Genomic DNA, 12,695 nt, shown 5'->3' on the forward strand with positions numbered 1-12,695 from the left:
GGGCCCGACGTTTAAGGGCGGCCCGCGCGGGGGAGCGCGGGCCGCCCATTCATACGGAGACCACGGGGGCGCCGTTCAACCGTCGGGAAAACGGTCGGAACATGTGCCCATTGTGTGAAGACCTGTCAGTGGTCTCAGCAGCCGAACGTGTGGATCGTGGTCGTGCGGTACGTCTGCCCCGGTCGCAGCACCGTCGACGGGAACTTCGGCTTGTTCGGCGAGTCCGGGAAGTGCTGCGTCTCCAGGCAGAGTGCGTCACCCTGCCGGTAGGTGCGGCCGGACGGGCCGGTCAGCGTGCCGTCGAGGAAGTTGCCGGAGTAGAACTGCAGGCCCGGCTCGTTCGTGGCGATCTTCATGCTGCGGCCGGAAGCCGGGTCGCGCAGGGTCGCGACGTGCTCGGGCCGGGCGGTGATGCCCTTGTCGAGGACCCAGTTGTGGTCGAAGCCCTTGGCGGTCACCAGCTGCGGGTGGGAGACGCGGATGTCCCGGCCGATCGGCTTGGCCCGGGTGAAGTCGAACGGCGTGCCCGCGACCTTGGCCAGCTCGCCCGTGGGAATCAGACCCGCGTCGGTGGGCGTGTAGCGGGAGCCCGCGATGTGCAGCTCGTGGTCCTCGATCGTGCCGCTGCCCTCGCCGGCCAGGTTCCAGTAGACGTGGCTGGTGAGGTTGACGACGGTGGCCTTGTCCGTGGTGGCCTCGTAGTCGATGCGCCAGTCGCCGTGTCGGGTGAGCGTGTACGTCACCTTCGTCTTGAGCGTGCCCGGGTAGCCCATCTCGCCGTCGACGGACGTGTAGTACAGGTGCAGGCCGACGTCGGAGCCCTTGGTGAACGGCTCGACGTCCCACACGCGCTTGTCGAAGCCCTGGGTGCCGCCGTGCAGGCTCTGCTCGCCGTCGTTCACGGACAGCTGGTAGTTCTTGCCGTCGAGGGTGAACTTGCCCTTGCCGATGCGGTTGCCGTACCGGCCGATCAGGGCGCCGAAGTACGGGGTCTTCGCGACGTAGTCCTCGAGGTTGTCGAAGCCCGCGGAGACGTTGGCGTAGCGGCCGCGACGGTCCGGGATCTCCAGGGACTGGACGACACCGCCCCAGGAGAGGACCTTCAGGCGGGTGCCGCCGTTCTCCAGCGACCAGCTGTAGACCTTGGTGCCGTCGGCCAGCTTGCCGAAGAGCGTCTTCACCGGCTTCCTGCCTCCCGTGGCGTGCGCCGTGCCGCCGAGCGTGGTGGCGGCTATGCTCGCCGCCGCTGCTCCCGCGATGACCGTGCGTCTGTTCAGTTCCATGTGTGCGGCTCCCGGTAAGGAGAGGGCCCCGCCTGGTGGCGGGGCCCCGATCTGACTTACGAACCGACCTTGCGCTTGTTCCACACGTCGAACCCGACGGCCGCCAGCAGCACCATGCCCTTGATGACCTGCTGCCAGTCGGTGCCGATGCCGACGAGGTTCATACCGTTGTTCAGCACGCCCAGGACCAGGCCACCGATGATCGCGCCGAGGACGGTGCCGACACCGCCGCTCATCGACGCACCGCCGATGAACGAGGCCGCGATCGCCTCCAGCTCGAAGTTGAGGCCGGCCTTGGGAGAGGCCGCGTTGAAGCGGGCGGCGAAGACCAGACCCGCCAGGGCCGCGAGCATGCCCATGTTCAGGAAGACAAGGAAGGTGACCTTCTTGTCCTTCACACCCGACAGCTTGGCCGCCGGGAGGTTGCCGCCGATCGCGTAGATGTGGCGGCCGATGATCGCGTTGCGCATGACGTAGCCGAAGCCGACGAGCAGCACGCCCAGGATGAGCAGCACGATCGGGGCGCCCTTGTAGCTGGCCAGCAGCATGGTGAGCGTCAGCACCGCGGCGCCGATCGCGACCAGCTTCAGCAGGAACAGCTTGGTGGGCGGGACGTCCAGGTCGAACTCCTGCTGCCGCTTGCGGTCACGGACCTCCTGGAAGATCACGAAGGCGATCATCGCGAAGCCGAGCAGCAGGGTGAGGTTGTGGTAGTTCGTGTTGGGACCGACCTCGGGCAGGAACCCGTTGGCGACCTTCTGCAGCCCGTCCGGGAAGGGGCCGAGGGTCTGGCCCTCCAGGAAGATCTCCGTGAGACCGCGGAAGATCAGCATGCCCGCCAGGGTCACGATGAACGACGGTATCCCGCCGTACGCGATGAAGAACCCCTGTACGGCACCCGCGACCGCGCCCACGGCCAGACACAGCACCACGGCGAGCGGCCAGGGAAGGTCCTGTTTGACCATGAACACGGCGGCCATCGACCCGACGAACGCCGTCAGCGATCCGACCGAGAGGTCGATGTGGCCGGCGATGATGACCAGCATCATGCCGATCGCGAGGATCAGGATGTAGCTGTTCTGCAGCACCAGGTTGGAGACGTTGCGCGGCAGCAGCAGGTCACCGTCGGTCCAGACGGCGAACAGGACCACGATCAGGCCCAGCGCGATCAGCATGCCGTACTGCCGCATGTTGCGGCGCATACCGTCCATCACCAGCTGCAACAGGCCGTCGCCCGCGGCCCCTCCGCTCTTGCCCGGCGGCGCGGGGGCCGGGCTCTTGGCGGTCACGTCCGTGCTCATCGGGATACCTCTTTGTCCTTCGTCATCTGACGCATCAGCGATTCCTGGGAGGCCTCGGCCCGCGAGAACTCACCCGTCAGCCGCCCCGCGGCCATCGTGTAGATGCGGTCGCACATGCCGAGCAGCTCGGGCAGCTCGGAGGAGATGAAGACGACCGCCTTGCCCTGGGCGGCCAGCTGGTCGATGACCGTGTAGATCTCGTACTTGGCGCCGACGTCGATACCGCGCGTCGGCTCGTCCAGGATCAGCACGTCCGGACCCGAGAAGATCCACTTGCTGAGGACGACCTTCTGCTGGTTGCCGCCGGACAGCTTGCCCACCGGCTCGAACACCGTCGGGGCCTTGATGTTCATGGACTTGCGGAAGCCCTCGGCGACCTGCCGCTCCTCGTGCTCGTCGACCACACCGCGCTTGGCGACCTTGCCCAGGGCGCTCAGCGAGATGTTCCGGTTGATGGTGTCGATGAGGTTGAGGCCGTAGTGCTTGCGGTCCTCGGTCACGTAGGCGATGCCGTGCTTGACCGCCTCGGGGACGGACTTCGTACGGATCTCCTTGCCGTCCTTGAGGACCGTGCCGCCCGCGTACCGGCCGTAGGTCCGGCCGAAGACGCTCATCGCGAGTTCGGTGCGGCCGGCGCCCATCAGGCCCGCGATGCCGACGATCTCCCCGCGCCGCACGTGGAGCGAGACGTCGTCGCACACCTTGCGCTGCTGGTCGATCGGATGGTGCACGGTCCAGCCGCGGATCTCCAGGGCCGGCGCCGCGCCCTCCTCGGGCTCGTGCGGCGACCGCTCCGGGAAGCGGTTCTCCAGGTCGCGGCCGACCATCCCGCTGATGATCCGGTCCTCGGTGGTCTCCGCGGCCTTCACGTCGAGGGTCTCGATGGTCTGGCCGTCGCGCAGGATCGTCACCGAGTCGGCGACCTTGCGGATCTCGTTGAGCTTGTGGGAGATGATGATCGAGGTGATGCCCTGCTTCTTCAACTCCAGGATGAGGTCCAGGAGTTTGCCGCTGTCCTCGTCGTTCAGCGCGGCGGTCGGCTCATCCAGGATGAGCAGCTTGACCTTCTTCGACAGGGCTTTCGCGATCTCCACGAGCTGCTGCTTGCCCACGCCGATGTCGGCGACGCGGGTGTCCGGGTGGTCGGACAGGCCGACCCGGCGCAGCAGTTCGGTGGCGTGCCGGAGGGTCTCGGTCCAGCTGATGATCCCCCGGGTGGCGTGCTCGTTGCCGAGGAAGATGTTCTCCGCGAGGGAGAGGTAGGGCACCAGGGCCAGCTCCTGGTGGATGATCACGATGCCGCGTTCCTCGCTGGCCCGGATGTCCTTGAACTGGCAGACCTCTCCCTCGAAGAGGATGTCGCCCTCGTACGTGCCGTGCGGGTGGACGCCGGAGAGGACCTTCATCAAGGTCGACTTGCCGGCGCCGTTCTCCCCGCAGATGGCGTGGACCTCGCCCTGCCGGACGGTCAGCGTGACGTCCGACAGCGCCTTGACGCCGGGAAAGGTCTTGACGATCGAGCGCATTTCCAGGACGGGTCCCGCCATGGTCGTGCCTTCCAATCAGTGGTGAATCGTCGGTGGGCGGCGGGGACTAGTTGACGTCGCTGGCCTTGAGGTAGCCCGAGTCGATGAGCTCCTTCTGGTAGTTGCCCTTGTCGACGGCGACCGGCTCCAGCAGGTAGGCCGGGACGACCTTCGCGCCGTTGTCGTAGGTCTTGGTGTCGTTGACCTCGGGCTTCTTCTTGTTGAGCAGCGCGTCGACCATGTTCGAGGACACCTTGGCGAGCTTCCGGAGGTCCTTGTAGACGGTCATCGACTGCTGGTCGGCGATGATCGACTTCACCGAGGCGACCTCGGCGTCCTGGCCCGTCACGACCGGCAGCGGCTTGGCCTTGGAGCCGTAGTCGTCCGACTTCAGCGCCGACAGGATGCCGATGGAGATGCCGTCGTACGGGGAGAGGACCGCGTCGACGCGCTCGCTCTTGTAGGCCGAGGTCAGGATGTCGTCCATGCGCTTCTGGGCGGTGCCGCCGTCCCAGCGCAGGGTCGTGACCTGGTTGAGCTTGGTCTGGCCGGAGCGGACGACGAGCTGCTTCTTGTCGATGTAGGGCTGCAGGACCTTCATCGCGCCGCCGAAGAAGTAGCGGGTGTTGTTGTCGTCGTTGGAGCCGGCGAACAGCTCGATGTTGAAGGGGCCCTTCTTGCTGCCGTCCTTCAGGCCGAGCTTCTCGACGATGTAGGTGCCCTGGAGCTCGCCGACCTTCTCGTTGTCGAACGACGCGTAGTAGTCGACGTTCTTCGTGCCGAGCATCAGGCGGTCGTAGGAGATGACCGGGATGTTCGCGTCCTTGGCCTGCTGGAGCACGTTGTTCATCGACTTGTTGTCGATCGCGGCGATGATCAGCGCCTTGACACCCTGCGTGATCAGGTTCTCGACCTGGGAGACCTGCTGGTCGGGGTCGTCCTCGCCGTAGACCAGCTTGGTCTTGTAGCCCTTGGACTCCAGCTCCGTCACGACGTTCTTGCCGTCGGCGATCCAGCGCTCGGAGGACTTGGTCGGCATCGCGATGCCGATGGTGGCGCCCTTGGCGCTGTCCCCGCTCTCCTCGCTGCCACCCTCGCTGTTCTGCCCGCAGGCGGACAGGGTGAGGGCGAGGGACGCGGCTCCGGCTATGGCGGTGAGAGCGGCTCTGCGGTTACGCATGATCATCATCCTTGATCTGTGGCAGGGCTCGGTCTGAGAGGCGCGAAGTCGCTCCGGGTGGTCGTGCCGGAAAGACCGAGAAGAGATGTGGTGGATTGTGGTCGGCTGTGTCTTCTTTTGTGAAGCCGAGTATCCGGAACGTTATGACGAGATTTCGAACCGTTGCAGATCGCCCGGCAGCCGCGAGCCGAGCGGCGCCATGTCGCCGTCCGCTCCGTGGCGGGCCAGGAGGTCCAGGGCGAGCCGGCCGCGACGCACGCGTTCCTTGGCGGTGGCCAGGGTCAGCTCCCGCATGTGGTGCCCGTAGGGGTAGATCCCGGGCGCCTTGGAGAGGCCGAACTTCAGGTAGAGCGGTGCGCCGCGTCTGATGAGTTCGGCGACCTCGTACATCCGGACGTAGCCGCCGAGGTCGTCGGGGGCCTCGATGTACATGTCCATCGGAGCGCCCGACACCCGCCGGATCTCCGTGAGGTGATCGAGCGTCAGGTCGCTGGGCACGTTGATCGAGTCGCCGCCGAGGCGCTCGTAGACCGCGTACGCCGCCGGGTTGACCGGTCCGATGAGTGCGGAGACCTTGAGCGTCGTGTCGGCCGGGATGATCCCGGCGGCCCGTGCCCGGTGCAGCGTCCACAGCACGCCCTCGTCGGCGACGAGCAGGCACTTGACGCCCAACTCCGTTGCCCTGACCGCGTCTTCGACGCAGCCGGCGACGGCGTCATGACCGCGGGCGCGCAGGCCGGCCCCCCGCGAGTCGGTGCGCGTGGACCCGCCGATGTCCCAGGTGCCGCGCGGGCCGGTGAACAGGCAGAGCTCGATGTCGCGTTCGCCGGTCGACTCGACCATCTCGGTGATCTCGGCGTCGGTCAGCATCCACACGCCGCTGCCCTGACTGATCCGGTGGATCGGGACGTCCAGCCGCGAGGCCTCCTTCAGCACCACCGCGAGCGCCTCGGGGCCCTCGCAGGAGGGGATCTCGGTGCGCCAGCGGCCGCCGCCGGGGAAGGAGTGCGCGGAGGTGTCGGCGGGATCGGGGGCGGGCGCGCTCAGACCCAGTGCGGTGAGCGCCTGCTCACCGGGCCTGCGGGCTGCCGTGGTGGAAGCGTCGGTCACAGGAATGTCCTTCGGTTCGATATTTCGGACGAGGTTCGCGGCTCTGGGTAGGGCGAGGCTGGGGTACGCCGGTACGGGAGCCGTCAGGTTGCCCCCGTACCGGCGTACGTCTAGGGGCGGAGCAGGACCTTGCCCACCTTCGGATCACCGGCCCCGACCAGCTCGATGGCCTGTGAGAACTCGGTGAGCGGCAGCTCGTGCGTCACCAGCGGCAGCGGATCGAGCAGCCCGGCGGCGAACACCCGCACCGTGTGCGCCCAGGCGTCCGGCGGCGCACCGAAGACGGTGTGCACCTCCAGCTGCCGTACGACGAGGTCGGTCGGGTCGAGGCCGTCGGCGTCCGGCGCCGGGATGCCGGTCAGAACCAGCCGGCCGCCCCGCCTGAGCAGGCCGGCCGAGATCCGGGCGGCGTCCGCGGACCCGGCCGTCTCGATCACCACGTCGAAGTCGTCCCCGAGTTCCTGGTCCTTCGTCCGGAAGTCAGTCGCGCCGTACTGCCGCGAGAGCGCCTCGCGGTCCCGGCGGGTGCCGACGACCAGCAGCTCGGACGGCGAGTTCGCCTTGAGGAACTGCACGGCGAACATGCCGAGGGTGCCGGTGCCGACCACGGCGACGCGCTCGCCGGGCTGTGCGTTGCCCTTCAGCGCGGCGGCCGCGATGCACGCGGCGGGCTCCAGGAGCGCCGCGGCCGTGAGGTCGCAGTCGTCCGGGAGGGCGTGCAGGAGACGGGCCGGGAGGGTCAGCGTGGCCGCCATCGCGCCCGGCTGGGTGAACCCGGTCTCCTCGTAGCCGGCCGTGCACAGGGTCGTGTCGCCCGCGTGGCAGCGGTCGCAGACCTGACAGTTTCGAAAGCCCTCACCGACCACCTTGCGGCCCACGAGGGACTCCGGGACACCGGTGCCCACGGCCTGAACCGTCCCGGACCACTCGTGGCCCGGGGTCAGCGGGTAGCGCACGTAGCCCTCGGGGCGATTGCCCTGGTAGACCTCGCGGTCGCTGCCGCAGATCCCCGAGGCGTGCACCCGGACCAGTGCCTCGCCGGCCTCGGGCCGCCGGGGCTCGTGCGGGACGAGCCGGTGCTCGCCCGGGGCGTCGATGACGACAGCGGTGCTCACTGTGCGCCCTTCGGCTTGCGCTGTTCCCAGCCCTCCGCCCAGAGGTCGAAGCGGGCCTGCTGCTGGGGGAACTCGGCGGCGGCGTCGACGTCCAGCTCCACACCGAGGCCCGGGGCGTCGGAGAGGTGGAAGCAGCCGTCCTCCGGGTTCACCTGCGGGGCGCCCTTGACCACCTTCTTGATCTCCGCGTCGGCGAAGTCGTTGAAGTGCTCCAGGATCTTGAAGTTCGGGGAGGTGAAGCCGACCTGGAGGGACGCGGCGGTCAGGACCGAGCCGCCCACGTTGTGCGGGGCCACCAGCATGTAGTGCGTCTCGGCGGTCGCGGCGAGCTTCCTGGTCTCCCAGATTCCACCGATATGGCCGACGTCCGGCTGGATGATGTCGACGGCCTGGCTCTCGAACAGCTCCCGGAACTCGATCCGGTCGTGGATGCGCTCACCGGTGGCGACCGGCATGTCGACCTTGGCGGCGACCTTCTCCAGCGCCTTCAGGTTCTCCGGCGGGACCGGCTCCTCCAGCCACGCCGGCTTGAACGGCGCCAGCTCCTTGGCCAGGCGCACGGCCGTGGCGGGGGAGAAGCGGCCGTGCATCTCCAGCATCAGCTCGGCCTCGGGGCCGATGGCGTCGCGGACCGCCTCGATCAGGGAGACGGCGTACAGGGTCTGCTGATGGTCCAGCTCGAAGTGGCCGGTGCCGAAGGGGTCGATCTTGAGCGCCCGGTAGCCGCGCTCCATCACACCCTGGGCGGCCTTGTGGTAGGCCTCCGGGGTCCGCTCGGTGGTGTACCAGCCGTTGGCGTACGCCTTGACCTTGTCGGTGACCTTGCCGCCCAGCAGCTGCCAGACGGGGACGCCCAGGGCCTTGCCCTTGATGTCCCAGCAGGCCATCTCGATCACGGCGATACCGGACATGACGATCTCGCCCGCGCGGCCGTAGTCGCCGTACTTCATGCGCTTGACGAGGTCCTCGACAGCGAAGGGGTCGGAGCCGAGAATGTGATTGGTCTCGGCCTCCCTCAGGTATCCGAGAAGGGCGTCGGTGTGTCCCAGCATCCGGGTCTCGCCGACTCCGGTGATCCCCTCGTCGGTGTGCACCTGGACGTACGTCAGGTTGCGCCAAGGCGTCCCGACCACGTGTGTGCTGATTCCGGTGATGCGCACGGCGATTGTCCCTCGCAGCTTCGTCGGCTCAGTTCCGTCAGTGTGTTCCGTCAGCGTCTCGCCCGCGCTCCGGCGACTCGATCTGTTCGAGATTTCGGCACACGTTCGAAATGCTGGCGTGACAGTAAGGATCGGGCGGCAGGGGTGTCAATGGGTCGCGCGCATAACGGTTTCGACAGTTTCGAAACCATGGGTGGGCCGTGTCCCTACAGAACCTTCACAGCCGGCTCTAGGAACGTGACCTGCGCGGAACTTAATCTTCCCGCGTCATGGACTACTGCGACCCGTGCCGACGGCACCTCAACGGCGCCCTTGCCTGCCCGGGGTGCGGCACCTCGGCCGAAACGCTGCGCAGGCGCGGGCCGGAGTACGGCGGGTACGACGCCGCCGTGGCCGGGCACCCCGGCGCCGGGCCGGAAAGCCCGGCGGAGCCGGACGCCATCGACTACGGGCGCGACGGCTACGCCGGGTACGAGGATGCCTACGACGACCCTCATGCCGATGCCGATGCCGATGCCGATGCCGATGCCGATTTCGATGCCGACGGTGATGACGACGGCGAGTACCCGGGGCGCGCCGCCCGACGGCGTGGCCGCGGGCGCGGTCCGGCCGCCGACGGCCAGGGTGGGGCGAGCCGACGGGACCGCAAGGCCGCGGCACACCGCCGGCGGCGGCGCCGGACCCTGTTCGTGGCGGCCGGGTTCGTGCTGGCCGCCGGTGGCCTGAGCCTCGCGGAACTCGGCATGGACGCTCCCGACCCGACGCCGAAACCGGCCGCGGCCGGGGGCGAGTCGGCGGACGGCGACGCCTCGGTCGAGGCGGGGAGGACGGGCTCCGGTCCGGACGGAAAGGGTGCCGGGCCTGACGGCGCGTCACCGTCCGCCTCGCCCACCACGTCTGATACTCCGTCCGCTTCGGAATCCCCGAAGGACGAGAAGTCGGAGTCCCCGAAGAGCGACGAACCGACGAAGGATCCCGAGTCGGCGACGGGAGGCGCCCCCAGCCGCCCGGCGTCCGGCCCCACGGCCGCCCCGCCCGCCCCGGAGCCGGCCCCGACCTCGGGTCCGACCACGCAGGCCCCTGAACCGGAACCGTCCGCGTCCGAGCCGTGCAAGCGGTTCCTGTGGTGGTGCACCTAGGGCCCGCTCGGGCAGGGCGGCCCTCCGGCATGTGTGCGGCCGGGGCGGCGGCCAGGTGCTCGCACCGCCAACAGACATGCGCTCGGATAGAGTTGAAGCGAACTCGAAACTTGCCGGCGAGCCCGCAGACCGACGCAGTCGGGTAGGCCGCATGGGGAGGTCCCCTGGATGGGGGGCCTGACCTGTGTTTCGAGCCTCCTCGGATGAGGGGGCTCAGCCGGCCGAATCGCACGGAAAAGGTCAGCCCTGACGGGACCTTCACAAGTCGCTTCGCGTGCTCTGAACGCGCGGGTGCCCCGGAAGCCACGACGGCTCTCCGGGGCACCGATGCGCTAACCGGCAGGGGCCAGCCGGAACAGACGAGGCACCCCCGGACCGAACAGCACGCCGTGCGGGGCGGCGGTGGTCTCGACCCAGAACATGCCGGTGTCGGCCTTCAGGAAGTCCGTGAGCTCCTGCATCTGGTTGTCATCCGTGTCGCCGTCCTCCGGCGGCTCGTAGTCGCCCAGACGGACGACCCGCTGCCACTCGTCCCCGACCCACGCCTCGATGTGTAAGAGCTGCATGGCGTACAAGTTCCCACAACCGTGGCACGCCAGGGGCACTTACGGGTGAGGGAACCACCCCTGCGGTGCCGGCTGTCATCGGAGAGGCCGGCACCGGCCGCGTCCCGCGGAACGCCGGGTGGACGGCCCGGCGTACGGGCACGTGCGCAACGCCCCGTACGCGGTCCGGACCACCCGCTCCGCCGAGGCGGCCTGCCTCAGCCCAGCATCCGCCGCAGCGTGTCCCGCAAGGCCACCCGTTCCCCCTCGGAGAGCCCCGCCAGGGGCTCGCGGGCGAATCGGAGCGACTCCCGCAGGCTCCGGGCCACCCGGCGTCCCTCCTCAGTCGCAGCCGCCACCTTCACCCGGCGGTCGGCGGGGTCCGGACGGCGCTCGACCAGCCCCCGCGCCTCCAGCCGGTCCACGATCCCCGTCACATTGGACGGCTCGCACTTCAGCTGCTGGGCCAGCCTCCGCATCGGCAGCGGTTCGAGGCACAGCAGGCTGAGCAGCCGCGCCTGCGCGCCGGTCAGGGCGTGCTCCGCCGCTCCCGACTCGTAGTCCTCGTGGAACCGCGCCACGACCTCCCCGATCAGCTCGACGACCTCGACGGTCAGCGGATCAGGGCGGTTGGTCATCTCTTGGGGCGTCGGTGTGGTGGAGGCCATGCCATCGAGGGTACCCGGTTATTTGACAACCTGAAATTTTCAGGAGCATGGTTGTTTCAGGTACTGAAACATCCGCATCGAGCCAGTGAGGTAAGGCGCACCATGACCGACACCCCCACCCTCCCCGCCGTCAGCCGCGAGTGGCACCTGGCGAGCCGTCCCGTCGGCTGGCCGAAGCCCGAGGACTTCTCCTTCGTCGAGGCGGAGGTCCCGCAGCCGGGTGAGGGGCAGGTCCTCGTCCGGAACAAGTACCTCTCCGTGGACCCGTACATGCGGGGCCGCATGAGCGACGCCAAGTCCTACGTCGCCCCCTTCGAGCTCGGCAAGGTCATGCAGGGCGGTGCCGTCGGCGAGGTCGTGGCCTCGAACGCCGAGGGGCTGTCCGTCGGGGACCACGTACTGCACTTCTTCGGATGGCGCGAGTACGCGGTCGTCGGCGCGAAGAGCGCCGTCAAGGTGGACCCGGACGCCGCGCCGCTGTCGACGTACCTCGGTGTGCTGGGCATGACCGGCCTCACGGCCTACGCGGGCCTGCTGCGCACCGCCGCCTTCAAGGAGGGCGACACCGTCTTCGTGTCCGGCGCCGCCGGAGCCGTGGGCGGCCAGGTCGGGCAGATCGCCCGGCTGAAGGGCGCCTCGCGCGTCATCGGCTCCGCCGGGTCGGACGAGAAGGTGAAGCTCCTCAAGGAGGAGTACGGCTTCGACGCCGCCTTCAACTACAAGGACGGGCCCGTAGCCCAGCAGCTGCGCGCCGCCGCCCCCGACGGCATCGACGTCTACTTCGACAACGTCGGCGGTGACCACCTGGAGGCGGCCATCGGCTCCCTCAACGAGGGCGGCCGGATCGCCGTCTGCGGCATGATCTCCGTCTACAACAACACCGAGCCCGCCCCGGGCCCGAAGAACCTCGCCCGTCTGATCGCGACCCGCGGCCGCATCGAGGGCTTCCTGGTCGGCGACCACTACGACCTGCAGCCGCAGTTCGTGCAGGAAGTCGCCCCCTGGGTCGCCTCCGGCGAGCTGAAGTACCGCGAGACCGTCGTCGAGGGCATCGAGAACAACCTGGAGGCCTTCCTCGGGGTCCTGCGCGGCGACAACACCGGGAAGATGATCGTCAAGCTCTGACATCTTCCTTCAGGATTCCGGCATGCGGTAACTTGTTTCCGAATCCGTCCCGGCCCGGGCGCGAGCCGCGGCGGACGGCCTAAGGAACACAACCGCATGCCGATCCAGCAGTCCGACGTCCTGTACACCGCCGTCGCCACCGCAGAGAACGGGCGCGACGGCCGGGTCGCCACCGACGACGGCAGGCTCGACGTCGTCGTCAACCCGCCGAAGGAGATGGGCGGGAGCGGCGCCGGCACCAACCCGGAGCAGCTCTTCGCCGCCGGATACAGCGCCTGCTTCCAGGGCGCTCTCGGTGTCGTCGCCCGTCAGGAGGGGGCGGACCTCACCGGTTCGACCGTGACCGCCAAGGTCGGCCTCGGCAAGAACGGGGACGGCTTCGGGATCATCGTCGAGATCTCGGCCGACATCCCCGAGGTCGACCGGGGCACCGCGCGGTCGCTGATCGAGAAGGCTCACGAGGTGTGCCCGTACTCGAAGGCGACCCGCGGCAACATCACCGTGACGCTGGTCTGACCACGGTCGTTGCACACGCGGAGGCCG

12 protein-coding genes are annotated in these 12,695 nt (G+C 68.7%); 3 read left to right on the plus strand and 9 right to left on the minus strand.

Annotated elements, in window-relative coordinates; all coding sequences use genetic code 11:
* Nucleotides 1-134 precede the first annotated feature (134 nt).
* The 7 genes from BJ965_RS26770 to BJ965_RS26800 form a co-directional block, all read right to left on the minus strand.
* Complete coding sequence (locus BJ965_RS26770; protein WP_184911703.1) at nt 135-1,283, minus strand: aldose epimerase family protein; 1,149 nt, start codon at nt 1,281-1,283, stop codon at nt 135-137.
* A gap of 56 nt (nt 1,284-1,339) precedes the next feature.
* Nucleotides 1,340-2,584: a multiple monosaccharide ABC transporter permease gene (mmsB, locus tag BJ965_RS26775; RefSeq protein ID WP_184911706.1), complete on the minus strand. Its 1,245-nt coding sequence runs from the start codon at nt 2,582-2,584 to the stop codon at nt 1,340-1,342.
* Nucleotides 2,581-4,131, minus strand: a complete 1,551-nt coding sequence (gene mmsA, locus BJ965_RS26780) for a multiple monosaccharide ABC transporter ATP-binding protein (protein ID WP_184911709.1) — start codon at nt 4,129-4,131, stop codon at nt 2,581-2,583. The genes mmsB and mmsA overlap by 4 nt, the downstream gene beginning before the upstream one ends.
* 46 nt (nt 4,132-4,177) lie before the next feature.
* Nucleotides 4,178-5,290 carry a multiple monosaccharide ABC transporter substrate-binding protein gene (chvE, locus tag BJ965_RS26785; RefSeq protein WP_376777942.1) on the minus strand — a complete coding sequence of 371 codons (1,113 nt, stop codon included), beginning with the start codon at nt 5,288-5,290 and terminating at the stop codon, nt 4,178-4,180.
* 141 nt (nt 5,291-5,431) lie between these two features.
* Nucleotides 5,432-6,400 (minus strand): hypothetical protein, encoded by a 969-nt coding sequence (locus tag BJ965_RS26790; RefSeq protein ID WP_184911714.1) that lies wholly within the window; start codon nt 6,398-6,400, stop codon nt 5,432-5,434.
* Nucleotides 6,401-6,510: 110 nt separating this feature from the next.
* Nucleotides 6,511-7,515 (minus strand): zinc-dependent alcohol dehydrogenase, encoded by a 1,005-nt coding sequence (locus BJ965_RS26795; protein WP_184911722.1) that lies wholly within the window; start codon nt 7,513-7,515, stop codon nt 6,511-6,513.
* The gene (locus tag BJ965_RS26800; RefSeq protein ID WP_097216418.1) at nt 7,512-8,675 is read right to left on the minus strand and encodes a mandelate racemase/muconate lactonizing enzyme family protein; all 1,164 of its coding nucleotides are present in this window, start codon (nt 8,673-8,675) and stop codon (nt 7,512-7,514) included. Before BJ965_RS26800 ends, BJ965_RS26795 begins: the two co-directional genes overlap by 4 nt.
* Before the next feature lie 269 nt (nt 8,676-8,944).
* On the opposite strand from BJ965_RS26800, the gene BJ965_RS26805 reads away from it, so the two are divergent.
* Nucleotides 8,945-9,814 (plus strand): SCO2400 family protein, encoded by an 870-nt coding sequence (locus BJ965_RS26805; RefSeq protein WP_184911724.1) that lies wholly within the window; start codon nt 8,945-8,947, stop codon nt 9,812-9,814.
* Between the two features lie 332 nt (nt 9,815-10,146).
* Here the strand turns inward: BJ965_RS26805 and BJ965_RS26810 are convergent, their stop codons facing one another.
* Entirely contained in the window at nt 10,147-10,380 is a 234-nt protein-coding gene (locus tag BJ965_RS26810) for a hypothetical protein (RefSeq protein WP_184911726.1), read from the minus strand.
* A gap of 197 nt (nt 10,381-10,577) precedes the next feature.
* Entirely contained in the window at nt 10,578-11,027 is a 450-nt protein-coding gene (locus tag BJ965_RS26815; RefSeq protein WP_184911729.1) for a MarR family winged helix-turn-helix transcriptional regulator, read from the minus strand.
* A gap of 102 nt (nt 11,028-11,129) precedes the next feature.
* Between BJ965_RS26815 and BJ965_RS26820 the strand changes: the two genes are divergently transcribed.
* A complete protein-coding gene (locus BJ965_RS26820) occupies nt 11,130-12,152 on the plus strand; it encodes an NADP-dependent oxidoreductase (protein WP_184911732.1) in 1,023 nt (340 codons plus the stop codon).
* Nucleotides 12,153-12,248: 96 nt separating this feature from the next.
* On the plus strand, nt 12,249-12,668 hold the full coding sequence (locus BJ965_RS26825) for an organic hydroperoxide resistance protein (RefSeq protein ID WP_184911736.1): 420 nt from the start codon (nt 12,249-12,251) through the stop codon (nt 12,666-12,668).
* The last annotated feature ends 27 nt before the right edge of the window (nt 12,669-12,695 follow it).

It is taken from the genome of Streptomyces luteogriseus (assembly GCF_014205055.1).
Taxonomy (GTDB): Bacteria; Actinomycetota; Actinomycetes; order Streptomycetales; family Streptomycetaceae; genus Streptomyces; species Streptomyces luteogriseus.